Source organism: Streptomyces toxytricini (assembly GCF_014649915.1).
GTDB lineage: Bacteria > Actinomycetota > Actinomycetes > Streptomycetales > Streptomycetaceae > Streptomyces > Streptomyces toxytricini.
In genome coordinates, this window is record NZ_BMTY01000017.1 from 70996 (window position 1) to 93472 (window position 22477).

Genomic DNA, 22477 nt, shown 5'->3' on the forward strand with positions numbered 1-22477 from the left:
GCGATGACCGCTGACTCCTCCTCCGAAAGGCGCTACGCACGCGCCCTCGCCAGCCTCCGCGGGCTGGCCCTCGGGGACGCCCTGGGCTCCCAGTACTTCGTCCCCGCCAACTACCCCTCCCTCAAGCGCCGTGAACTGCCCGGCGGTACGGGCACCTGGCAGTGGACCGACGACACCGAGATGGCGTGCTCGGTCCTCGCGGTGCTGGCCCTCCACGGGCGCATCGACCAGGACGCCCTCGCCGACTCCTTCGCCCGCCGCCACGACTTCGACCGCGGCTACGGGCCGGCAGTGAACCGGATGCTCCGCCTCGTCCGGGAGGGCGGGGACTGGCGGACGCTGGGCGCCGAGCTGTTCAACGGGCAGGGCTCCTGGGGCAACGGCGCGGCCATGCGGATCGCGCCGCTCGGCGCCTGGTACGCCGACGACCCGGAACAGGCCACCCACCAGGCGGAGATCTCCGCCTACACCACCCACCAGCACCGCGAGGCGGTCTGCGGTGCGATGGCGGTCGCCGCGGCGGCCGCACTCGCCGCGGACCCGGCCGGTCCGCCGAAGGCGGAGGACCTGCTGGACGGCGTGATCGCGCTCGTGCCGCGCAGCGCGGTGGGGGCGGGGCTGCGGCGGGCGCGGGACATGCTGGACTACGGGGACGCGACCACGGTGGCCGCCGTGCTCGGCTGCGGGCGGCGCACCACCGCCCACGACACGGTGCCGTTCGCACTGTGGTCGGCGGCCCGCTCGCTCGGCGACTTCGAGCGGGCGTTCTGGACCACCGCGCAGGTCGGCGGGGACGTGGACACCACGTGCGCGATCGTCGGCGGGGTGCTGGGGGCGCGGGGCGAAGAGGTGCTCCCCGCCGCCTGGCTGGCGCGCACCGAAGCGCTGCCGGCGTGGCTGCCGGAGGCGCCGGCGTACTGAGCCGGCGTGCGGGCTCGGTGTGCCGGGCCGGCGTACTGGGCCGGCGGCCCCGGCCGGTCGTGTGCGCCGGGGCGCACGTCGGCCCGCGCTTTGTCACGGTCCTGACACAGGCCCGGTCGGCCCCGGGGAACCCCCACGTCACGGCCCTACCCTGGCCGCTTGCCCCCGGCAGGCAGGCCGGGGCGGCCGACAGGGAGGGGAACCCGATGGCCACCACAGCAGACGGACCGAACGACGGCGACGCCGCCGGAGTCCCGGCCGACGCACCCCCGGTGGCGGGCGCGCAGCCCGCGGCCGCGGCGGACGCCGGTCGCGCGCCGGGGGCGGCGGAGGATGCGGCTGCGGAGCCCGGCACGGAGGCCGCGCCGACCCTGCCGCCACAGGCCGCGGTGCTGCAGGGGGGCGATGCGGCAACGCCGGCCGAGGCCGGGCCGGTGCGGACCCCGCGCAATCCCGAAGCCGCTCCGGGCACACCGGCCGCGCCTGCTGCACCGGAGCCGCGTGCCGGATCGGACGGGCCTGCGGTACCGGCTGCGCCGGCCGTGCCTGCTGTACCGGAGTCGTATTCCGGGTCAGACGGCCCTGCCGTACCGGCTGCGCCTGCCGTACCGCCTGCGGCCGCTGAACCGGAGGGCCCCTCCAGGGCGGACGCGTCTGCCGTGCAGGCGGTGCCCGTTGCGCCTGCCTCGTCGGAGGCGCCTCTCGTGGACGCTGTAGCGGCCACGCCGGCGGTTCCTGGCGGGGCGGCCGGTTCGGCGCCCTCCGCGCCGGATGCACCGGCCGCATCGACGGCGACGGACGTTCCTTCCGGTCGGGCCCCGTCCGGCGCGGCTGCGCCGTCCGGTGTGACCGCGCAGGAGCGGGCGCCCGCCGCGGCACCGGTGTCACCGCAGCCCGCCGCGGCCGCCGGCCCCGCGGGCGTCGGAGTCCCGGCCGGGGCTGCGGGTTACGGGGCGGCCGGGCGGGGCGGCGGGCATGCGGGGCCGCCCGGAGGCGGGGCTCCGCCGGGGTGGGATCCTGCGGCCTGGCGGCGGTATCAGGTGCGCCGGGAGCGCGCCCGGTCCGGGCCCTGGTCGGTGGCGCCGCTCGACTGGTCGGAAGCCGCCCGGCCCGCCGCGCCCGCGCCGCCGTCCACCGCCGTCCTGGTCTGCGCCGGCGCCGCCGGCCTCTCCGCGGCCCTGTTCCTCGGCGACGGCCTCGGTCCCGGCCTGCTGCTCGCCGCGCTGCCCGCGGTCGCCGCCGCGTACGCCGCCGCGCGCACCGCCGGCCGCGCCGCCCGCCCGTGGACCCTGTTCTGGGCCCTCGGCTGCTCGGCCCTGCTCGTCGTGCCCGTGCTGCGCGACGCCGCCTGGCCGACCACCGTCGCCCTCCTCGCCGCCGTCCTCGCCGGGGCGCTCGCCCTGCACGGCAGCCGCACCTGGGCCGGGGTGCTGCTCAGCCCCGTCGGCCTCACCGACGGAGCCGTCAACGGCGTCCGCTGGGCGTGGGCCGCGCTCCGCGCCCGGAGCACCGGCGTCGACCGCGACCGCTGGCTGCCCGTCCTGAAGGCCGCCGGCGTGGCCGCCGGGCTGCTCCTGCTCTTCGGCGCCCTCTTCGCCTCCGCCGACGCCGCCTTCGCGGACCTGCTCGGCGGCCTCGTCCCCGACGTCACCATCGGCGACGGCCCGCTCCGCCTGGTGCTGTTCCTCCTCGCCACCGTCGTCGCGCTGGCCGCGGCCCGGACCGCCGCCGCGCCGTTCCGCTGGGACCGCATCCGCACCACCGCCGGCAAGCCGCGCTCCCGCGTCGAATGGGCGCTGCCCCTCGTCGTCCTCGCCCTGCTCTTCGCCGGCTTCAACGCCGTCCAGCTCGCCGTCCTGTTCGGCGGCTACGACAAGGTCCTGGCCAGCACGGGGCTGACGTACGCCGAATACGCCCGCCAGGGCTTCTGGCAGCTGCTCTGGGCGACCCTGCTCACCCTGGCCGTGATCGCGCTCGCCCTGCGCTGGGCCCCCCGCGGCGGCCCGGCCGACCGGAGGCTCGTCCGCGGCGTCCTCGGCACGCTGTGCGCGCTGACCCTGGTGGTCGTCGCCTCGGCGCTGCGCCGCATGGACCTGTACGTGGACGCGTACGGGCTGACCCGGCTGCGGGTGTCGGTGGCCGCGATGGAGCTCTGGTTGGGCCTCGTCATCGTCCTGATCATGACGGCGGGGCTCTTCGGCGCCCGCTTGCTGCCCCGCGCGGTCGCCGGCAGCGCGGTGGCGGCCGCCCTCGCCTTCGGGCTGCTGTCGCCGGACGCGCTGGTCGCGGAGAAGAACGCGGACCGCTTCCGGGCCACCGGCAAGATCGACCTCGCGTACTTCCAGTCGCTGTCGGCGGACGCCGTGCCCGCGCTGGACCGACTGCCCGAACCCCACCGCTCCTGCGCCCTCCGCGGCATCGCCGAGGAGTTGGAGGAGCAGGGCCGCGCCCCTTGGTACGGGATGAGCCTCGGCGTGTACCGGGCCCGGCAGATCCTGGACGCGCGCCCTGCCGCCGCCCGTACCGGGGTCTGCTCGCGCCTCGGCACCTTCTCCGGCCGCAGCGGATGACCTCCGGCCCTCCGCACAAGCGACCACGGACGAACCCGAACGGGCGATTCCGGCAACGGAATTGGGGGCGCCCGGGCCGGGCCCGTGCCCAGGGGGCGGCACCGGCCAGCGGGGGGGGGCCACCGAGACGCGGACCGGCACCGCGGCACGGGCGCCCCTGCTCGCGGGGACGGCACCGGGCCGACGTGACGGCGGAGCCGGGCGATGCGCCCCCTTCGCCTCCGCGAAGTGAAGGAAGCGGGTCCGCGGCTCGGCCCCCGCCGGCGGGTGGGGGTCTGGCCGCGCCGGGCACCCGCAGGCTGCGGTGAATGCCGCACCGGAACAGGTACTCCCGGCCCCGCCTCGCCGGACGCAGGCGCACCTCCATGTCCGAGCCCCACCTCGCCGAGCGCCTCTCGATGTGTGCTCCAGCGAAGTTCTGCGCCGTCGAATGCTGCCCGTGGCCCGCCCCCGCAAGGCCCGGACGGCGCGGCGCCGGGCCCTCCCGGCCGCTCCGGCCGGGCCGGGGTGTGCAGGCGGCTCGGGGCGGCGTAACCTTGCTGGCGCCATGCCGTACGAAGCACCCACCCACACCGTCGAACGCTCCCTCCGCGCAACCACCGGCGCCAAGGTCGTCGCCGGGGTCGACGAGGTCGGGCGAGGGGCCTGGGCCGGTCCGGTCACCGTCTGCGCGGCGATCACCGGACTGCGCCGCCCGCCCGAAGGGCTCACCGACTCCAAGCTCCTCACCCACAAGCGGCGCGACGCCCTCCTCGAGGTCCTTGAGGCGTGGGTCACGTCGTACGCCCTCGGGCACGCCTCCCCGGAGGAGATAGACGAGCTCGGCATGACCGCCGCCCTGCGGCTGGCCGCAGAGCGCGCCCTGGAGGGGCTGCCCGTCCGGCCCGACGCGGTGATCCTCGACGGCAAGCACGACTACCTCGGCACGCCCTGGCAGGTCCGCACGGTGATCAAGGGCGACCAGTCCTGCGTCGCCGTCGCCGCCGCCTCGGTCATCGCCAAGGTCCGGCGCGACCGGCTGATGGCCGAACTCGGCTGTGTCGGCGGCGGGTTCGAGGGATACGCCTTCGGCGACAACGCCGGCTACCCCTCGCCCGTGCACCGCGCGGCCCTGGAGGAACTGGGGCCCACCCCGCACCACCGGCTGTCCTGGGCGTACCTCGACGCGCTGCCCCGCTGGCGCCACCTCAAGAAGGTGCGGCGCAGCGAGGAGGCGCTGGAGTTGGAAAACGGAGGCCAACTCGGCTTCGATTTCTGATCGCACCCACGTGCCCCCCGGCGGTACGTTTCGTACCGCTGTTTGATAGACATCAACCCATGCCTCTCACCCCCGAGGAGCCTCAGATTCACGAGAGTGCCCAGGGTCCCCGCGTCACGCCGGCCGCGAGCCGCACCGCGTCGACCCCCCGCCCCGTACCTGGTCCGCGTCCCGCAGCCGTCCCGCGGCCCGGGCGCCCCGGTCCCTCCCCCGCCGCGGCGAACCGCGCGGGTGCCGCCCCCCGGCCCGCGCCGCCCGCGCCGCGCATGCCGCAGGCCGCTCCCGCCGCACCGTCCGTGTCGGCGGCGGTCCCCCAGATCCAGCTGATCCCCGCCTCGGCCGAGGGCGCGCTGGACGCGGCCGAGGAGGCCGTGGACCTGCTGCTCGACACCGGGCGCGCCCCCGGCGACGTCCTCGTCCTCACCACCGGCGACCTCCACCCCTGGGCCGCGCACGAGCTGTCCTTCGGCGAAGCCGCCTACTGGGCCCAGCACGATGCCGGGGACGACGTCTTCTACGCGGACGCGGCGCAGGCGGAGCGCGCCTCCGGCCGTCCCGTCGTGGTCGTCGCCGTCAACGGGGGGCCCGCCTCGGCGGCCGCCTCCGTGCTGCCGGTCGCGCTGGCCCGGGCCGGCGCGCTGCTGATCGTGTGCGGTGACCCGAAGGAGATCAACTCCGTGCTGGGTGCGGGCGTCTGACGCCCCGTACCCCGGTACGGGCGAGGGGCGGGGCTGGCTGAGCCGGCCCCGCTGGAGCCCGCTCCGGGGTGCCGTACGCCCTCCGGGTGGCGGCCGCGGTGTCCGGCCAGGCCCGGCGGCCGCGGTCAGCGTGCCGCGGTGTGGCGCAGGGCCTCGGCCGCGCCGCCGCCGGTGCTCACGGCCATCGCGGCGAAGTCGGCCGCGGTGTCGCCGAGCCGCTCCGGCCGCGAACCCGCGTCGGGGCGCCGACCGCCGCGGCCCTCGCCGAGAACCTGCCAGCCGGTACGGGTCAGCGTGATGTAGGCGCCGCAGCGCAGCCCGTGCAGGGTGCAGGCGTCGCGCAGCCCCCACATCCAGGCGCCGTCCTCCACGGTCCACCGCTCGTCGCCGTCGCGGCAGTACATCAGCACCGCCGTCCGCACCGGGGTCCGGCGCCGCAGGTCGTGCGGGATCACCCGGCGCAGGCCGGCCAGGAGCGCGTTGCGGTAGTCCCAGCCGTCGCCGGACGCGGTCCGCTGGACGAACGACGCGCTCGCGACGAGCTCCTCCTCCGGGCCCAGGACGGCTATCACCGCGGTCGACGGCACCGGGCCGTGCCGCGAGTGGAGGCCGCTGACGAGCTCGCGGGGATTGCGCAGCAGCGGGATGCCGGCCGCCGTCCACTCGGCGGGCTCCAGCAGTCTTCCGTGCCGGCTGCTGCCGCCGGCCGTCGCAGTCAGAGACGCGGTCGAGGGCGGGGCGAATCCGAAGGCCACGGTCCTCCCTTCGGGTACACGCCCGCGGACGGGCACGGCTGGAGTGGGGGCGCGCCGCAGCACGGCCCAGGGAGTGCCGTCGAGCCGAGCGGGAGCACTCCGATTCTCGCGTGGGCCGAGAGCATGCGGCAACGAGCAATTGGAGCCGCCGACCGGAATTCGCCGGTATGCCGTTCATATCCTTGCCCAGCCGCGCTGACGGCGACTCATACGGCCGCAGATGAACGGCCTGTCGCCCCGCGCACGCGCCTCCCGCGGCCCGCGGAAAACCGGCCACCACCCTCCGCTTGCGGGGTGTCGCCCGCAGTGAGCTGGCCGACCGGCCCCTGCATCCGGTTGCATGGGGGTATGGACGATCCCGACCTGCGCGCCGAAGCCGATGCCGTACTCGCCGAGCTGGTGGGCGACCCGGGAGGATCCGCGCGGCTGCGCGAGGACCAGTGGCAGGCGGTCGCCGCCCTCGTCCGGGAGCGCCGGCGCGCCCTGGTCGTGCAGCGCACCGGCTGGGGCAAGTCCGCCGTCTACTTCGTGGCCACCGCCCTGCTGCGCCGCCGCGGCGCCGGGCCCACCGTGATCGTCTCCCCGCTGCTGGCCCTGATGCGCAACCAGGTCGAGGCGGCGGAGCGGGCCGGCATCCGCGCCCGCACCATCAACTCCGCGAACCCGGAGGAGTGGGACGCCATCCACGAGGAGGTCGAGCGCGGCGCGACCGACGTCCTCCTCGTCAGCCCCGAACGCCTCAACTCGGTCGACTTCCGCGACCAGATGCTCCCCAAGCTCGCCGCCACCACCGGCCTCCTCGTCGTCGACGAAGCGCACTGCATCTCCGACTGGGGGCACGACTTCCGGCCCGACTACCGGAGGCTGCGGGCCATGCTCGCCGAGCTCTCCCCCGGGGTGCCGGTCCTCGCCACCACCGCGACCGCGAACGCCCGCGTCACCGCCGACGTCGCGGAGCAGCTCGGGACCGGCGCCGGCGAGGCCCTCGTCCTGCGCGGACCGCTGGAACGGGAGAGCCTGCGCCTGGGCGTCGTCCGGCTGCCCGACGCCGCACACCGCCTGGCCTGGCTCGCCGAGCACCTGGACGAGCTGCCGGGCTCCGGCATCGTGTACACGCTGACCGTGGCGGCGGCCGAGGAGGCCACCGCCCACCTGCGGCAGCGCGGGTTCGCCGTCTCCTCGTACACGGGGCGGACGGAGAACGCCGACCGCCTCCAGGCCGAGGCCGACCTGCTGGCCAACCGCGTCAAGGCGCTCGTCGCGACGTCGGCCCTCGGCATGGGCTTCGACAAGCCGGACCTCGGCTTCGTCCTCCACCTCGGCTCCCCGTCCTCGCCGATCGCCTACTACCAGCAGGTCGGCCGCGCCGGCCGCGGCGTCGAGCACGCCGACGTGCTGCTGCTGCCCGGCAAGGAGGACGAGGCCATCTGGCGGTATTTCGCCGACACCGCCTTCCCGCCCGAGGCGCAGGTCCGGCAGACCCTGGAGGCCCTCGCCGACGCGGGCCGGCCCCTGTCCGTACCGGCCCTGGAGGCCGCCGTGGACCTGCGGCGCAGCCGGCTGGAGACCATGCTGAAGGTCCTCGACGTCGACGGCGCCGTCAAGCGCGTGAAGGGCGGCTGGACCAGCACCGGGCAGCCGTGGGCGTACGACGCCGAGCGCTACGCGCGGGTCGCCCGCCAGCGGGCCGCCGAACAGCAGGCCATGCGCGACTACGTCACCACCGACCGGTGCCGGATGGAGTTCCTCCGCCTCCAGCTGGACGACGCGGGGGCGGCGCCCTGCGGCCGCTGCGACAACTGCGCCGGCCCCTGGGCCGACACCGCCGTCTCCGCGGAGACGCTGACCGCCGCCGCCAGGGAGCTCGACCGCCCCGGCGTGGAGATCGAACCGCGCCGCATGTGGCCCACCGGCATGCCCGCCCTCGGGGTCGACCTCAAGGGCCGGATCCCGGCCGGCGAGCAGTGCTCGACCGGGCGCGCCCTCGGGCGGCTCTCCGACATCGGCTGGGGCAACCGGCTGCGCCCCCTCCTGGCGGACGGCGCACCCGACGGGCCCGTCCCCGACGACGTGCTCCGGGCAGCCGTCGCGGTCCTCGCCGACTGGGCGCGCTCGCCGGGCGGCTGGGCGCCCGACGTCCCGGACGCCTCCGCCCGGCCGGTCGGCGTCGTCGCCGTGCCGTCCCTGACCCGCCCGCAGCTCGTCGACTCGCTCGCGCGGGGCATCGCCTCCGTCGGCCGCCTGCCGTTCCTGGGCACCCTCGACCACACAGGCCCGGAGGGCGCGTACGCGGCACGCCGCAGCAACTCCGCGCAGCGGCTGCGGGCCCTGTCGGGTGCCTTCGCGGTCTCCGAGGAGCTGGCCGCCGCGCTGCAGCGGTCTGCCGGACCCGTCCTCCTCGTGGACGACAGCACCGACTCCGGCTGGACGCTCGCCGTGGCGGCCCGCCTGCTTCGGCGGGCGGGCAGCGGCGAGGTCCTCCCGCTCGTCCTCGCCACCACGGGCTGACGGGGCCGCGGCTGCCGCGGCCTAGACCAGCCAGCCCGCCTCGCGTGCGATGCGGATGGCGTCGACCCGGTTGCGGGCCTTCAGCTTCATCACCACGGTCGTCAGGTAGTTGCGCACCGTCCCCGTGGACAGGTGCAGCTCGCCGGCGATCTCGGCGGCCTCCGACCCCTGGGCTGCCATGCGCAGCACCTCGGTCTCCCGGTCGGTGAGCGGGCTCTCCAGGCCGTTCCAGGCGGCGACGGCGAGCTTGGAGTCGATCACCCGCTGCCCGGCCACCACGCGGCGGATGGCGCTGGCGAGCTCCTTGGGGGAGTCGTCCTTGAGGATGTAGCCGGACACCTGCGCGGCGAGCGCCCGGCGCAGGGTGCCGGGGCGGCCCAGGCTGGTCAGCATCAGCGTCCGGCACTCCGGCAGCTGCTCGTGGAGCTGGGCGGCCGCGCTCAGGCCGTCGAGGCCGGGGAGGTCGATGTCGATGACCGCGATGTCCGGCCGGACCTCCAGGGCTGCGGCCAGGATCTTGTCCCCGCGCTCCAGTTCGCTGACGACCTCCAGGTCGTCTTCCATTTCGAGCAGGGCGACGAGCGCGCCGCGCACCATGTTCATGTCTTCGGCCAGCAGGATCCTGATCACCGTTGCGAGCCCCCCGTCCGCGCGGTCGATCTTTGCACTTTAAATCATAACAACCGTCCCACAGCCGGTCGGCGGAGCGTGACGCGGGGTCAGCTCACGCCACCAGCCAGGTGCGTTCGCCTTCCGGCGAGTCCTCCAGGTCCAGGTCGACCGCCCCCTGGGCGGGGACCCGCGCGACCACTCGGAAAACGTCTCCCGGGCCGCGGTCGACCTCCAGCTCGCCGCCGACCGCGCGCAGGCGCAGGCCCAGGTTCCCCAGGCCGCTGCCGCTGTGCGGGGAGGCGTCGCGGTACCCCTCGGTCACGCCGTCGTTCGTGACCGACAGCGTCATCAGGCCGTCCTCCTCGACGGCCGTGATCTCGCAGTACGCCGCCCTGCTGTGCCGCAGCACGTTGGTGACGGCCTCCCGCAGCACCGTGGCCAGGACCGTGTCCACCGGCGGGCTGACCTTCACCATCCGCACGTCGGTGACCGCCTCGACCTCGGCGGCGCTCAGCACCGACCGCGCGGAGGCGATCTCCTCCTCCAGGGACAGGTCCCGGTAGCCGCTGGCCACCCGCCGCACGTCCGCCAGGGACTGGCGGGAGATCGCCAGGACGTCCTCGATCTCCTTCTTGGCCTTCGCCGGATGCGCCGGGATCAGCCGGTGGATCAGCTCGCCCTTGAGCTGGATGGCGGACAGGCTGTACCCGAGCAGGTCGTGCAGGTCGCGGGCGAAGCGGAGCCGCTCGCGGGTGACCGCCGCGCGCGTCAGCTCGTCCCGGCTCTCGTGCAGGACCCGCACCAGCTCCGACAGGCGGGTCAGGCCGAAGGTGACCAGCCCCGTCAGCAGGGTGGTCTGCACCAGGTACACGCTGTCGAGGACGGGGCGCCCGTCCAGCAGCGGCGGAACGAGCATGCTGACGCCCACGAAGCCGTACAGGCACCAGCCCAGGCGCGGCGGCAGGAGCAGCAGCAGGGAGCCCGCGAGGAACCCCGCCATGGCCCCCCACTGCGACTTCAGCGCGAGCAGGGGCAGGTAGGTGAAGGCCGCCTGCGCGCCCAGGGTCAGCGCCCGGCGCGCCGCGGGGGCCTGCTTGGCGCCGGCACGGGAGTGCAGCAGCTGCAGGCCGAAGACCGCGGCCAGGCAGAACAGGGCCGCCGCCAGGGCCGGGCCCTCCACCCCGGCGCCCAGGACGTTCAGGGTGGTGATGCCGACGTAGCAGAGGAGCGCGACGACGACGGTGACCTTGGCCATCCGCGGCGCCGGCAAGTCCCGGCTGCGCCGCAGAATCCCCTCGAACAGGACCGCCTCCGATGCATCATCCGAGGACTTGAGGCGGCCAGACATGTCAATCCCCCCATGGGCGTTCCGTGTTGCAGCCACCTTGAGCATAGGCGAGGAAGTCGGGCGGGCGCTGAAATCCGATCGCTCACACGAACAGAGGGATGGGATTGAGCTGGTCGTACGGTGTGGGTTCGGCCAGTCTGCCGAGTTCCACGGGCACGTCGAATAGCCGGCCGGGAGCGAATCTCGGCCAAAAATGACGCAGTCCCGGTACGACCGCTTTCGTCACCGAAATCCCCAGGTCCGGCCGCGTCTGGTCGAGGACCAACAGGTCCATGCCTTTCCGCCGGACCAGCTCGGTGATCGTTCGTACGTCGTCCAGGAGGTCCGCGGTACGGACCACCGGCCAGTCGGCGGGAGTCCGCGGCGCCGCCGCCGGATCGGCCACCAGGTACGGCTGGTTGACGACGGTCGCATGCCGCCACCACGACAGCGGTTCCGGGTCGGTGATCCCGTATCCCGTGCCGTCCGGCCGGGCGTCCCGCACCGCGGGCAGCAGCTGGGCCATCTCCGACAGCGCCCGGCGCAGCGCGACCCCCGGGTCGAAGTGCGCGCCGAAGCCGAACACCACGTCCTCGCCCGGCTTGTCGGTGCGCCGGGACAGCGCCGCGACCACCGGTATCCCCAGGTCCGAGGTGAGGTCGAGCGCCCACACCTCCCGGCCCGCCCGCCGCAGCCCGTGGCGGATCCGCTCGGTCCAGTCGTCGGCGAAGGCGTCCAGGTCCACGGCCGGCTGGCGGGTGCGGTTGTACCACCACAGGGCCACCGCGTCCCGCTCCACCAGCTCCATGAACCCCTGCACCAGCGCGTCCTCGGGGCTGCTGCCGGCCGCGTTGCCGTTGGAGTCGGCCCACGGGTCGTCCGGGTGCGGGGCCGGGGCCCGGCCGTCGCCGCGGGCGAAGTACAGCATCGAGGTCGGCAGCAGCCGCTGTTCGCCCCCGGTCAGGGACCACACCGGCGTCCAGTCGGTGGGCCGCGTCTCGTCGAACGGCGCCGACACGTAGTGGAAGCGCGAGGCGCGGGCGTTCCACAGGTCCCGCTCCGCGTACTGGCGGGCGCTGTAGAGCAGGCAGTCGTCGGGGTGGACGGCCGCCGCGCCCAGGCCGCGCAGCGAGTCGCGGACCGTCGGCTCGTCGCCGTGCCGGGTGCCGCTGTAGCGCTCGACCGCCTCGCACAGCGCGCCCGCACGGGCCTCCTCGGCGGTGCGGCCCTTGCCGCCGCTGAGCGCGCGCAGGCCCGAGCGGAGCCCGGCGAAGGTCGCCGACGCCATGGCCAGGTTGTGGCCGGAGGTGTAGGCGTGGGCGTCGTCCGGGGTGCCGGGCGCCCGCCGGATCTCCTTGACGACGCCGGTCACCGGGTCGACGAGGTGCCCGTACGCGGCCAGGAGCTGCGCGGGCGTGAGCGCCCGGTCCCCGTTCCCCCCGGCTGCGGCCGGGGCCTTGGGCCGGGAGACGGGGACGAACGGGGCGCGCACCCGGCGGGCGACGAGACCGGGGTCGCCGCAGGCGGGGCACTGGGGGAGCCGGTCCACGCGGTGGCCGGACGTGCGCAGCCGCAGCGTGTCGAAGGTGTGGACGTGGCCCTGCTCGGGGTGGCGCAGGCCCGCGAGCCACTTCGCGGCCTCCAGGACGGCGAGGTTCACGGCGAGCGCCGTCCCGGCGGCCAGCCCGGCCGGGGGCCGCGGAACGGGCCCGTCCAGGCCGAGGGCCCGGCGTACGGGGAGCTCGGAGTGGCGGTGGCCGCGCAGCCGGACGGCCAGGCAGTGCCAGCAGGGGCCGGTGTCCGGCCGGAAGAACGGGCCCACCCAGGGGTCGGTCCCGCAGAGCCGGACCGGCAGCCACGGCCGGCCGGCCGCGCGGTGGGCGGCGTCGGCTGCGGCGAGGCCGGGGGAGAGGTAGTCGTCGCACAGGACGAGGACCAGGGAGGCGTCGTCCACGTCGTCGGCGACGGCCACGCCGGAGGCCCGGCAGGCCTCCGCGACGGGCGCCGCGTCGAGTCCGGGCAGGGCCTCGATCGCGACGGACGCCCGGGACAGGTCGGCGGCGGCCCGGCCGCCGTCCAGCCCGGCCAGGTCCCAGTAGGCCTCGGCCTCGGCGGCGCCGGGCGCGGGGGACCCGCCGGCCGCGGTGGCGGCCGACGGGGAGGTGGGGCGGATCAGTCCGGCGGCGGTGAGGGCGGTGAGGGCCGCTTCGGCGTCCTCGGCCCCCAGGAGGCGGGAGGCCTCCTGGTGGACCGCGCCCGCGGTGCGGGTGCCGTCGAGGAGCGGGACGAGTACCTCCGCCTGGCTGCCGCCCAGCGCGGTCACCCCGCGCCGGGACACCAGGTAGGCGGCGTCGCCGGGCACGACCGTCGGCCGCAGGTGGGACTTGAAGCCCACCAGGCGGTCCGCGGCCGCCGGCGGCGCGGCCGGCCGCTCGCGCTCGGCAGTGCTCACGCGTCCAGCCGTCCGGCTATCGGGGTCGCCGGCTCGGCCAGCTGCGTCACGGCGCAGACCGTGAACAGCGCGTGCTGGGTGTCGGGCAGGGCGTCGAGGTGCTCGATGACGAGGCCCGGTCGGGCGGAGTGGGCGGGGGCCTGTGCGGATCCGTTGACGGTGGTGCGGGCACTGGCCGGAATGCTGGTCATGGTGGTCAGGTTCCCTTTGAGTTGTCGTCTGGCGGGTTTCGATCCGTTCACCGACGATTCTGCGAGGGAACAGGCGACCTCAGACAGTGCTGCCGTCACCATCACCGGATGAAGATTTCACATCTGCCGGTGGCATGACCACCGCGCGGGTGCCCGGCGCCGGCGGAACGCCAGGCTCCGCGCTACCAGCGGACGGGCAGGCCGCGGGGACCGCGGATGAGGAGCCCCGCCCGCCACGGGAGCGATGCCGGGTCGGCGTCCAGGGCCAGGGCGGGTGCCCGCTCCAGCAGTGCCACGAGGGCCGTGCGCGCCTGGAGCCGGGCCAGCGGGGCGCCCAGGCAGTAGTGGATGCCGTGGCCGAATGCGATGTGGCCGCCCGCCGGCCGGCGGATGTCGAAGCGGTCCGGATCCGTGAACCGCGCCGGGTCGCGGTCGGCGTCGGCGAGCGCGACCAGCACCAGCTCGCCGCCCCCCGGGACCACGGACCCGCCGATCTCCACGGGCTCCGTCGTGAACCGGTACGTGGTGGTCTCGACCGGCCCCTCGTACCGCAGCACCTCCTCTACGGCCCCGCCCGCCAGTGAGGGGTCCGCGCGCAGGGCGGCGAGCTGGTCGGGGTGGCGCAGGAGCAGCAGGACGCCGGACGCGATGAGGTTGACGGTGGTCTCGAAGCCGGTGACGAGCAGCAGCCAGGCCATGCCGATCAGCTCGTCCGCGGAGAGCCGGCCGCCGTCCTCGTCGGTGGTCCTGATCAGCGCGCTCATCAGGTCGCCGCCGGGCCGGGCGCGCATCTCCTCCACCATGCCGACCAGGTACCGGGTCATCGCGGCGGTCGCGGCCGTGCGGGCCTCGCGGTCCGGGCTGCTCAGCGCCTGCCCGGCCCAGTCACGGAAGGACGCGCGGTCCAGGGCGGGCACGCCGAGGAGCTCGCAGATCACGCCCATCGCCAGCGGGAACGCCAGGGCCTCGACGAGGTCGGCCCGCCGGTCCGGCCGGGCGAGCATCGCGTCGAGGAGGCCGTCCGCCAGTTCCCGCACCCGCGGGGCGAGCCCCTCGACGCGCCGCGGCGTGAACTCCCCGGCCACCAGCCGCCGCAGCCGGGTGTGGTCCGGCGGGTTCGAGCTCAGCAGGTTCTCGCCCGCGGAGAGCCGGGCCAGCGGCAGCTCCGGCGAGGCGTCCCGCCACGACTTCGACAGGCCGGGATGGGTGAGCGCGGCCCGGCAGGCCTCGTGCCCGACGACGAGCCAGGCCTCCGCGCCCTCGGGCGTGCGGATCCGGTGGACCGGGCCCCGCGCACGCAGGGCCGCGTACACCGGGTACGGGTCACGGGTGAAGTCCTCGCCGAGCGCCGCGAAGTCCGCCGCGGTCTCCGTGTGCATGCTGCCTGCCGTTCCCTTCGTCGGACGGTGTGCCGGAGGCCGCCCCGGCCCGCGCGGTCGGTGCGCGGGCCGGGGCCGGCCCGCTACGAGACGGAGGCCTTCCGCTTCTCGAACACCTCGCGCGCCACAGTGAGGGCGTTCAGCACCCGCGGGAAGCCCGCGTACGGCACCACGTGGATCAGCGCCTCCACGACCTGCGCCGGGCTCAGGCCGACGTTCAGCGCGGCGCCGATGTGCACGCGCAGCTGCGGGGCGGTGTCGCCGAACGAGGTGAGCGCGCCGACCGTGACGAGCTGGCGCCGCCGCGGCGACAGCCACGGCCGGTGGTAGACGTCGCCGAAGGTGAACTCGACGATGAACCGCCCCAGGTCGGGCGCGATGTCCTTCAGCGACTCGACGACCTCCAGGCCGTGCCGGCCGTCGATCTCCACCAGCTTGTCGACACCGCGCTTGTAGCGGTCGCGGGCGTCGTTCATGACCGGCGGCCGGAAGGCCACGCCGCGGTCGGCGAAGACCGTCCGGGCGACGCCGATCGCGTTCAGCACCCGCGGGAACCCCATGAACGGCACCAGGTGGATCAGCGCCTCGATCACCTCGGCGGGCTTCACGCCGACGTGCAGCGCCGCGTCGATGTGGAAGTTCAGCTGCGGCGCCGTGTCGCCCTGGGCAGTCAGCGAGCCCAGCGTCACGAGCTCCCGCTCGCGCAGGTCCAGACCGGCCCGCGGGTAGATGTCGCCGTACGCGAACTCGACGACGAACCGCCCGAGGTCGGGGGCGATGTCCTTCAGCGACTCGACGACCGCCGCGCCGCGCTCGCCCGAGGTCTCGCGCAGCACGGCGAGGCCGCGCGCGTACCGGGAGTTCCTGCCCGCCGCCGCGGCGGCGTCCGAGGCCGCGGCTCCGGCGGCCGGGGCTCCGGCGGCTGCCGCCGGGGCCGCGCCGAGCAGGCCCTCGGCCAGGCCGATTCCGACCAGGGCGCCGCCGGTCAGGGTGGTGCGGCGGGAGAATTCCGCGGTCTTCCGCGATGCATTCATGACGTCTCTATCCATTCGACAGGGGTGGGTTGTGGGGGAGGGAATCGGGTTGAATTCCTCTTCCGCCGGGAAGAGGACGGCTTTTTTCAAAGGGCTTTCGGAACCGTGCCGATCGCGATGGCGTTGCCCTCGCTGATGTATCCGTCCGGATCGTGCAGCGGATGGGCCGGATCCGCCGGGTCCAGGAACGGCGCCCAGTTCCCCGGGGCGCCTTCGGCCGCCGCCTGCCGGGCGAAACGCGCGCACGCGTTCGCGTAGAAGCGGAAGGCCGCCGGCGGGAGCGGTGCACGGTGCTCCATCAGCACCGTGCGCTGCCGCACCGCCTCCAGGCCGGCCGCGCGCAGCCACCGGTGGAGGTCCCGGCCGCGCAGCAGCTGGCGGGCGTACCCGGGGGAGGCGGCCGACCGCCGGAAGAGGTCGGTGATCAGGAAGGGGTCCGCCGGGCGCACCGTGCTCAGCGTGCCGTCCACGTCCTTCACGGCGACGAGCCCGCCCGGCCGGGTGACCCGGCGCAGCTCCGACAGCGCCCGAGCCAGCTCGGCGTCGTCGAGGTACTGCGTCGTGTTGGCACACCACACGGCGTCGAACGCGCCGTCCGCGTACGGCAGGTCGAGGATGCTGCCCTGCCGCACCTCCACGCGGGCCCCCGCGGGGTGCTCCCGCATCCGCGCTGCGGCCCGCGCCGCGTTCTCCGCGGCCAGGTCCACGGCGCAGACGCCGCCCTCCGGGCCGACCAGCTCCGCGATCAGCGGCAGGAAGGCGCCGCTGCCGCAGCCGGCGTCGAGCACCCGCCAGCCGGGCCGCAGGCCCACGCCGTGCAGCGCCTCCCGGTAGTGGCCGGCGCACGCCTCGAAGTGCTGGTCGACGATCTCCTCGTGCGTGAACGCGAGCCCCGTTGAGGCGGTGTACCCCCACCCCGCGTGGTCGGCCGTCACCATGCGCCCGCACCCGTCTTCCCGGCGCGGGCGAGCAGCCCGGCGAGCAGCCGTGCCGTCTCCCGCGGGGCCTCCAGCGGGGCGAGGTGGCCCACGCCGGGGAGGATCGCGAGCCGGCCCTGCGGCAGCGCCGCCGCGGTCATCCGCGCCTCGTCCGGGGAGACCAGCTCGTCCTCGTCGCCGATGACGACGAGGGCGGGCACCGCGGCCGCCCGCAGGACCGCCGTGGAGTCGGGGCGCGCCGCGACGGCCCGCTGTGTCCAGGCGACCGACTGCGGCGGCGCGGCCAGCGCCAGGCCCGTCACCCGGCCCAGGAGGTCGGGCCGCCCCACCCGCGTCGTGGCGCCGAGCAGCGACGGCGTCGTCGCCGCCACGAGGCGCTCGCGCGCTCCGTCGTCGAGGACCGCGTCGGCGAACCGCCTGCGCTGCTCCGCGGCCTGCGCGGTGTCGGCGGTGCCGCGGGCGGCCAGCAGGGCCAGGCCGCGGACCCGGTGCGGGTGGCGGCGCAGGAAGGCCATGGCCGTGTAGCCGCCCAGGGAGCAGCCGGCGAGGACGGCGGCGGCGATCCCCAGCCGGTCGAGCTCCGCGGCGAGGGCGTCCGCCACCGCGTCCAGCGACGGCTGCCCCTGCACGGGCGGCGCGGCGCCGAAGCCGGGCTGGTCGGCGGCGACGACGCGGTGGCCGCGGGCGCGCAGCTCCCGCGCGGTGCCGTCCCACATCGACGCGTCGAACGGCAGGGCGTGGAGGAGGACCACCGGCGGGCCGCCGGCGTCCTCCGCAGGCGGGCGTCCCGCCCCGGGCGCCGCCGCGTGCACGGCCGGGCTCACCGCTGCACCGCCCGTTCCGCGGCGGCGACGAACCGCGCCACGTGCCCGGGCGGTTCGACGCCCCGCAGCCGGCCGAAGGCGACCGGCGACGGCGGGAGGTCGTGCACCGGGATGATTTTGATGTCCGGCGGGAGGACGGCCTCCAGCGACCGGAACGAGACGTGGACGGCCGAACCGCCCCGCAGCAGTTCCGCGAGGGCGTCGAGGGTGGTCATCGGGTGGACGCGGCGGATCGGGCGGCCCCGCGGGGTGTGCGGCGGCACGACCAGGTCCCACACGTGCGGCGGGAAGCTGCCGGGGCACCGGAACGCCTCGTGGTCCGCGACCTCCTCGATCGACACCTCCGCGCGGCCGGCGAGCGGGTGGCCCGCGCCGACGAGCACGGCCCGCCCGTCGAAGGCGACGGGCGCGCTGACGGCGATGTCCGGCTCCAGCGGGTCGTACTTGAGGAGCATGATGTCGGCCAGGCCGGCGCGCAGCGGCGCGAACGGCTCGGCCACCTCGTAGGGGACGTACTCCACGGCGGACGGCGGGACGCCCGCGGCGGCGGCGATCCGCTCGGCCTGACGGGTGGAGCCGTGCACGCCGAGGCGGACGGGGCGCGGCGCGGCGGTCGGGGGAGCCGAGCCGGGTCGGGGTAACGGCACTTCAGACCTCCGTGGTCAGTCCGGCATACGCCTGGAGTTCGTCCGGGCGGTGGACGTCGGTGTCGACGCGCAGCATGGCGAGGGGGGCGCCCAGGCCGGTCAACCGCGGCACGAACCGCAGCGTCAGGCGGTCGCCGGGGCCGATCAGCCCGTCCAGGACGGCCTCGGCGAGCAGGTGGTTGACGTGGACGAGCGCGTCGGTGACGGTCACCTTCGCGGTGGCGACGTACAGGTCGCGGTGGACGGGGCGGCGCCCGCCCGGCCGGCCCGGCACGGTCACGTCGACCGCGGGAAGGGCGGTCAGCTCGTGCGACGCCTCGAAGGCCTTGAGGAGCCGGCGCAGGGTCGCCGTCGCCGAGCCGGGCGCCGGCGCCGCCCAGGCCGCCGAGTCGTCGCAGGCGACGTGGTCGAAGGCGAACCGGCCGCGCAGGTTGGCCGGGTTGCCCGCCAGGTAGACGGTCCGGGTGAAGGAGCGCCGCCACGCCTCGCGCGCCGCGGGTGCGAGGGAGAGGGCGAAGGCGCAGGTCTCCTTCACCCAGCGGGGCAGGTCGAGGCGGCCGATCACGACCACGGCCAGGACCTCGTCGGCCTCGACGCCGCGGCTGCCGTGGAAGCCGTCCCGCACGGCCCGCAGGGCCTGGGTGCTGGACAGGTCGAGGCGGTCCGCCAGCTCGGGGCGCGCGGACCGCACCCGGTCCGCGGCCGACTTGAGCAGCACCGCGGAGGACAGGGAGGCGGCCGGGGCGGCCGGCGGTGCGGGCGCGGCGAGCGCCGCGGGGCGCGCGGAACGGGCCGGCAGGCGGGTCGGGGAGCTGGTCGCGGTCACGGGACTGGTCATAGGAACACCGCCGACAGGAGTGCGGGATCGGGAGCGGGGCGGCCCCTGCCGAGCAGGGAGGACGCCAGCCGGTAGGGGTCGACGTACGTGTGGCCCCGCCGGTGCCGGTCGAGGGCGCCGGGCAGGTCGGCGGCGCCGGCCGCCGGGCCCTCGTCGGCGGCCCGGCGCAGCAGCCGGGCGGCCACCGACAGGCAGTTGCGCAGCAGGTCGTGCCGGAAGGACTGGGACTGGCCGGGGCCGAGGGTGGCGATGAAGTACAGGCGCATGCCGAGCCGGAGCGCGTCCGTCCCACCGCCGTCGCCGTCGCCGTCGCCGTCGCCGTCGCCGACGGCCTCGGCCGCGGCGTCCAGCAGGGCGCCCGCCGTGTGGCCGTGCCAGCCGCCGTGCCGGGCAGAGGTGATCCGGCCGTCGATCGGCACCCGGCCGATCGGGACGCGCCGCACCGTCGGCCCGAGCCGGGCCAGGACCCGGTTCAGGAGCTGGTAGTCGGAGTCGAGCTCGCGGTCGTAGAGCAGGACGACCTCGTCGTACCAGGGGACGAGCGGCATGAGCTCGCGCAGCGCGCACGCGAGGTAGTTGGGGCGGCCGTCGGAGGTGACGATCCGGCGCAGCGGCATCCCGTACCGGGTGAGGTCCAGGTAGACGGGGCCGCCGCAGTGCCGCTGGTCCAGGAGCAGTCCCACGGCGGCGAGCCGCTCCAGCATCTCCTCCAGCCCCAGACCCGGCGGCTGGTGCTCGCGCAGGCCGGGGTCGTGCATGCCGAGGCGCTCGTAGTGCCCGGCCCACAGGCGCAGCATCCGCTCGCTCGCCGGGTGGACCCAGCCGCCGTGCTCGACGGCGTCGCGGTAGGGCCGCAGGACGGCGGCGTCCTGCGGGCGGTCCTCGGACCGGTAGGCCACGTACAGGTCGCCGATCTCCTCCTCGGAGAGCTGGCCGTAGTCGGTCTCACCGCGGGTGCGGTCGAGGTACTCCCAGAAGCCGACCGTCTGCTCGGTGACGTGGTACGTGGTGTGGCTGTAGCGGTAGGTCACCGCGGCGAGCGGTGCGGTGGCCCGGAACATCACGTCGGTCCACAGCAGGCCCTTGAGGTGGCTGGGCGTCAGAGGCTTGGTCGGGGTTACCGTGACCGGAGCCAGCAGGACGTTCTTGCGGGGCTGCACCGTCATCCTCCTTCGCGGGCGGTGAGGGCGTGCCGGAGTTCGGCGGGAGTCGGCGGCCGCGGCCCCTCCGGGGCGGCCGGCCCGGGGCGGGCGCCCTCCGAGGCCCGTACCCGGTCCAGGAACGCCGGGTCGGCGAAGACCTCGGCGGGTGTGGCGAGGCTCGTCTGGATCCGGGTGAGCCCGCGCCAGACGGCGCGGTCGGCCGCGGCGGCCGCCGTCGCGGCGGCCCACAGGCCCGCGGGGACCGGCGGGACCGGCGGGCCGGGCGGCTCGGGCGGCCTGGCGGGCTCGCGGTCGGCGGCCGCCCCGGTCGCCTCGCGCCACTGGCGCACGCGCAGCCGGGAGTCGTGCACCCCCTTGTCGAACCAGGGGCGCAGCAGCCGTTCGGCGAGCCCGGCTGCGTCCCGCGCCAACCGGTCGTCGGCCTCCGGGCGGCCGTCGATCAGCTCCGCGAGCCCGAAGGCGTGTGCCAGGGCCAGGGACAGCCCGCGCCCGAACATCGGGTCGGTGGTGCAGGCGGCGTCGCCGACCGGGAGGAGCCCGCGGACGGGCCGCAGCCGGTCGGTCGCCGCGCCGCGCAGGACGTTCGGCGGCATGCCGGTCGCGCGGACCGGGCCGAGCGGCTCCGCGGCGTCCTCCTCGACCCACGGGGCGAGGTACGGGGAGAGCCGGCACGCGGCGGTGAACGCCTCGGCGCCGCGCAGCGCGGCCATGGCGCGGTCGCCGGGCAGGGCGCCGAGCGTGATGGCGAAGACGTCGTTGTCGGCGGGGTGCAGGACGGCCGAGTAGTGGCCCCAGATCCCCCCGGCGGCGTTGCCCCGGTTGAGCGGCCCGGGCAGCGGGCCGCAGGGGCGCCGCAGCCGGTAGAAGCGGCCGTAGGCGTGCAGCCGGCTGGGGCCGCTCAGGTCGTCCGCCACCGGCAGCCCGGCCGCGGCGAGCCAGGACCGGGAGGCGGATCGGCGTCCGGTCGCGTCCAGGACGAGGCGGGCCGGGATCCGCTCCCCGGTGTCCGCGACGACCCCCGCCACCCGGTGCCCGGACGGCCCGGCCGGGGCCGTCAGCAGCCCGGCGGCAGTGGTGCGGTGGCTGACGCTCACGCCCGGCACGGCCGCGGCGGCCCGGTGCAGGACGACGTCCAGGAGGGAGCGGCGGGCGACCAGGGTCACCAGCTCCTCCTCGCCGGGCTCCGCGGGGCCGCCGGGCGCCGCCGCGGCCAGGTCGAGGAGCCGTGCGCCGTCCGCGAGCAGGCCGTCGAGCACGTCGGGGGCGTGCCGGCGCAGCATCCGCACGCCGAGCGCGTTCAGGATGTGGTCGTGGACGGCCTGCGGGACCCCGGGCCGCCGCCACCGCTGCGCGCTCTCCACGGCCGGCCCGTCCGGCGGCGCGTCGCCCCGCTCCAGGACCCGCACCCGGTGGCCGCGCCGGCCGAGTGCCAGGGCCGCGGCGAGGCCGGCGGTGCCGCCGCCGGCGATGACGATGGCTGCCATCGTCAGCGTCGCCTGCCGTGCACGAAGAACACGCGCCGCACCTCGCGCACCGCGCGCGGCGGGACGGGGTCGGGCCAGCGCCCGAAGTCGGCCCCCGGCTCGCCGGGCTGCACGGCGCGGACGTCGAACCCGTAGCCCGCGAACAGGGCCTCCGGCTCGTCGGTGCCGAACACCCAGGGGCACCCCCAGCCCGCGAAGACGTCGAGCAGGCCCCGCATGTGGGGGAGGGTCAGCGAGGCGGCGTTGACGATGTCGGCGGCGATGCGGCTGCCGGGCGCGGAGAAGGCCGCCACCCGCTCCAGCATCCGGTGCGCGTCGGCCTCGGGGATGTAGTACAGCAGCCCCTCCAGCAGCCACGTCGAGGGGACCGACGGGTCGTATCCGGCCGCGGCGAGGCGGTCCTCCCAGTCGTCGGAGGTGAGGTCGACGGCCACCGTGCGGTGGTCGACGCGCGGCTCGGCGCCCCGCAGCCGCTCCGCCTTGAAGTCGAGGACGGCCTGCCGGTCGACCTCGAAGTAGCGGACGCGGCCCGGCCAGGGGAGCCGGTAGGCGCGCGAGTCCATGCCGGCGGGGGCCAGCACGATCTGCGTCGTCTCCGGATCGCGGGCCGCCTCCTGGAGGTAGTCGTCGAAGAACCGGGTGCGGATGGCGTTGTAGTCGGGGGTGCTGGGCAGGGTCCGCGGCCGGCCGGGCGGGAAGGTCGCCTCGCGGATCTCCCGCAGCAGCTCGGGGCCGGCCGCGCCGACGAGTCCGGCGGCGTACGGGTCCTCGTACAGGCGGTCCTCGCGGCGGGTCTCGGCGGCCCGCAGCGCCGCGGTGAGCAGGGCGGTCCGTTCGACGGGGTTGAGTACGGGCATGGTGGCTCCTTGGTGCAGGGG

General features: G+C 76.2%; 19 protein-coding genes. 5 read left to right on the plus strand and 14 right to left on the minus strand.

Annotated elements, in window-relative coordinates; translation table 11 throughout:
* Positions 1–3 precede the first annotated feature (3 nt).
* The 4 genes from IE170_RS21680 to IE170_RS21695 all read left to right on the plus strand — a co-directional run bounded on the left by IE170_RS21680 (position 4) and on the right by IE170_RS21695 (position 5447).
* The gene (locus IE170_RS21680; protein WP_189811104.1) at positions 4–921 is read left to right on the plus strand and encodes an ADP-ribosylglycohydrolase family protein; all 918 of its coding nucleotides are present in this window, start codon (positions 4–6) and stop codon (positions 919–921) included.
* Positions 922–1961: 1040 nt separating this feature from the next.
* Positions 1962–3491, plus strand: coding sequence for a DUF4153 domain-containing protein (locus IE170_RS32815; protein ID WP_373299035.1), 1530 nt, complete (start codon positions 1962–1964; stop codon positions 3489–3491).
* A 547-nt stretch (positions 3492–4038) separates the two neighbouring features.
* Positions 4039–4749 (plus strand): ribonuclease HII, encoded by a 711-nt coding sequence (rnhB, locus tag IE170_RS21690; RefSeq protein WP_189811106.1) that lies wholly within the window; start codon positions 4039–4041, stop codon positions 4747–4749.
* Between the two features lie 59 nt (positions 4750–4808).
* Entirely contained in the window at positions 4809–5447 is a 639-nt protein-coding gene (locus IE170_RS21695; protein ID WP_189811107.1) for a hypothetical protein, read from the plus strand.
* A 125-nt stretch (positions 5448–5572) separates the two neighbouring features.
* On the opposite strand, the gene IE170_RS21700 is transcribed toward IE170_RS21695, so the two are convergent.
* Positions 5573–6202 (minus strand): hypothetical protein, encoded by a 630-nt coding sequence (locus IE170_RS21700; RefSeq protein WP_189811108.1) that lies wholly within the window; start codon positions 6200–6202, stop codon positions 5573–5575.
* Between the two features lie 348 nt (positions 6203–6550).
* Between IE170_RS21700 and IE170_RS21705 the strand changes: the two genes are divergently transcribed.
* Positions 6551–8710 (plus strand): RecQ family ATP-dependent DNA helicase, encoded by a 2160-nt coding sequence (locus IE170_RS21705; protein ID WP_189811109.1) that lies wholly within the window; start codon positions 6551–6553, stop codon positions 8708–8710.
* 21 nt (positions 8711–8731) lie between these two features.
* Here the strand turns inward: IE170_RS21705 and IE170_RS21710 are convergent, their stop codons facing one another.
* The 13 genes from IE170_RS21710 to IE170_RS21770 form a co-directional block, all read right to left on the minus strand.
* On the minus strand, positions 8732–9340 hold the full coding sequence (locus tag IE170_RS21710; protein ID WP_189811110.1) for a response regulator transcription factor: 609 nt from the start codon (positions 9338–9340) through the stop codon (positions 8732–8734).
* Positions 9341–9434: 94 nt separating this feature from the next.
* Positions 9435–10670 (minus strand): sensor histidine kinase, encoded by a 1236-nt coding sequence (locus IE170_RS21715; protein WP_189811111.1) that lies wholly within the window; start codon positions 10668–10670, stop codon positions 9435–9437.
* Positions 10671–10752: 82 nt separating this feature from the next.
* On the minus strand, positions 10753–13101 hold the full coding sequence (locus IE170_RS21720; RefSeq protein ID WP_189811112.1) for a TOMM precursor leader peptide-binding protein: 2349 nt from the start codon (positions 13099–13101) through the stop codon (positions 10753–10755).
* Positions 13098–13292, minus strand: a complete 195-nt coding sequence (locus IE170_RS21725) for a hypothetical protein (protein WP_189811113.1) — start codon at positions 13290–13292, stop codon at positions 13098–13100. Before IE170_RS21725 ends, IE170_RS21720 begins: the two co-directional genes overlap by 4 nt.
* A 182-nt stretch (positions 13293–13474) precedes the next feature.
* Entirely contained in the window at positions 13475–14671 is a 1197-nt protein-coding gene (locus tag IE170_RS21730; RefSeq protein WP_189811114.1) for a cytochrome P450 family protein, read from the minus strand.
* An 83-nt stretch (positions 14672–14754) separates the two neighbouring features.
* Positions 14755–15705: a carboxymuconolactone decarboxylase family protein gene (locus IE170_RS21735; RefSeq protein ID WP_189811115.1), complete on the minus strand. Its 951-nt coding sequence runs from the start codon at positions 15703–15705 to the stop codon at positions 14755–14757.
* Positions 15706–15791: 86 nt separating this feature from the next.
* Entirely contained in the window at positions 15792–16643 is an 852-nt protein-coding gene (locus IE170_RS21740) for a methyltransferase domain-containing protein (RefSeq protein ID WP_189811116.1), read from the minus strand.
* Positions 16637–17467 (minus strand): alpha/beta fold hydrolase, encoded by an 831-nt coding sequence (locus IE170_RS21745; protein ID WP_229885038.1) that lies wholly within the window; start codon positions 17465–17467, stop codon positions 16637–16639. Before IE170_RS21745 ends, IE170_RS21740 begins: the two co-directional genes overlap by 7 nt.
* Positions 17464–18114, minus strand: a complete 651-nt coding sequence (locus IE170_RS21750) for a LysR substrate-binding domain-containing protein (protein WP_189811117.1) — start codon at positions 18112–18114, stop codon at positions 17464–17466. Before IE170_RS21750 ends, IE170_RS21745 begins: the two co-directional genes overlap by 4 nt.
* 1 nt (position 18115) lies before the next feature.
* Positions 18116–18940, minus strand: coding sequence for a DUF6182 family protein (locus tag IE170_RS21755; protein ID WP_229885043.1), 825 nt, complete (start codon positions 18938–18940; stop codon positions 18116–18118).
* 8 nt (positions 18941–18948) lie between these two features.
* A complete protein-coding gene (locus tag IE170_RS21760; protein WP_189811118.1) occupies positions 18949–20118 on the minus strand; it encodes a hypothetical protein in 1170 nt (389 codons plus the stop codon).
* Entirely contained in the window at positions 20115–21599 is a 1485-nt protein-coding gene (locus IE170_RS21765; RefSeq protein ID WP_189811119.1) for an NAD(P)/FAD-dependent oxidoreductase, read from the minus strand. The genes IE170_RS21760 and IE170_RS21765 overlap by 4 nt, the downstream gene beginning before the upstream one ends.
* Before the next feature lie 2 nt (positions 21600–21601).
* Positions 21602–22456, minus strand: a complete 855-nt coding sequence (locus IE170_RS21770) for a class I SAM-dependent methyltransferase (RefSeq protein WP_189811120.1) — start codon at positions 22454–22456, stop codon at positions 21602–21604.
* Positions 22457–22477 lie beyond the last annotated feature (21 nt).

Coding starts and splice junctions, on each gene's coding strand:
- IE170_RS21680 (WP_189811104.1), top strand. CDS start 4: ATGACCGCTGACTCCTCCTCCGAAAGGCGCTACGCACGCGCCCTCGCC.
- rnhB (WP_189811106.1), top strand. CDS start 4,039: ATGCCGTACGAAGCACCCACCCACACCGTCGAACGCTCCCTCCGCGCA.
- IE170_RS21695 (WP_189811107.1), top strand. CDS start 4,809: ATGCCTCTCACCCCCGAGGAGCCTCAGATTCACGAGAGTGCCCAGGGT.
- IE170_RS21705 (WP_189811109.1), top strand. CDS start 6,551: ATGGACGATCCCGACCTGCGCGCCGAAGCCGATGCCGTACTCGCCGAG.
- IE170_RS21715 (WP_189811111.1), bottom strand. CDS start 10,670: ATGTCTGGCCGCCTCAAGTCCTCGGATGATGCATCGGAGGCGGTCCTG.
- IE170_RS21725 (WP_189811113.1), bottom strand. CDS start 13,292: ATGACCAGCATTCCGGCCAGTGCCCGCACCACCGTCAACGGATCCGCA.
- IE170_RS21730 (WP_189811114.1), bottom strand. CDS start 14,671: ATGCACACGGAGACCGCGGCGGACTTCGCGGCGCTCGGCGAGGACTTC.
- IE170_RS21735 (WP_189811115.1), bottom strand. CDS start 15,705: ATGAATGCATCGCGGAAGACCGCGGAATTCTCCCGCCGCACCACCCTG.
- IE170_RS21740 (WP_189811116.1), bottom strand. CDS start 16,643: ATGGTGACGGCCGACCACGCGGGGTGGGGGTACACCGCCTCAACGGGG.
- IE170_RS21760 (WP_189811118.1), bottom strand. CDS start 20,118: ATGACGGTGCAGCCCCGCAAGAACGTCCTGCTGGCTCCGGTCACGGTA.
- IE170_RS21765 (WP_189811119.1), bottom strand. CDS start 21,599: ATGGCAGCCATCGTCATCGCCGGCGGCGGCACCGCCGGCCTCGCCGCG.
- IE170_RS21770 (WP_189811120.1), bottom strand. CDS start 22,456: ATGCCCGTACTCAACCCCGTCGAACGGACCGCCCTGCTCACCGCGGCG.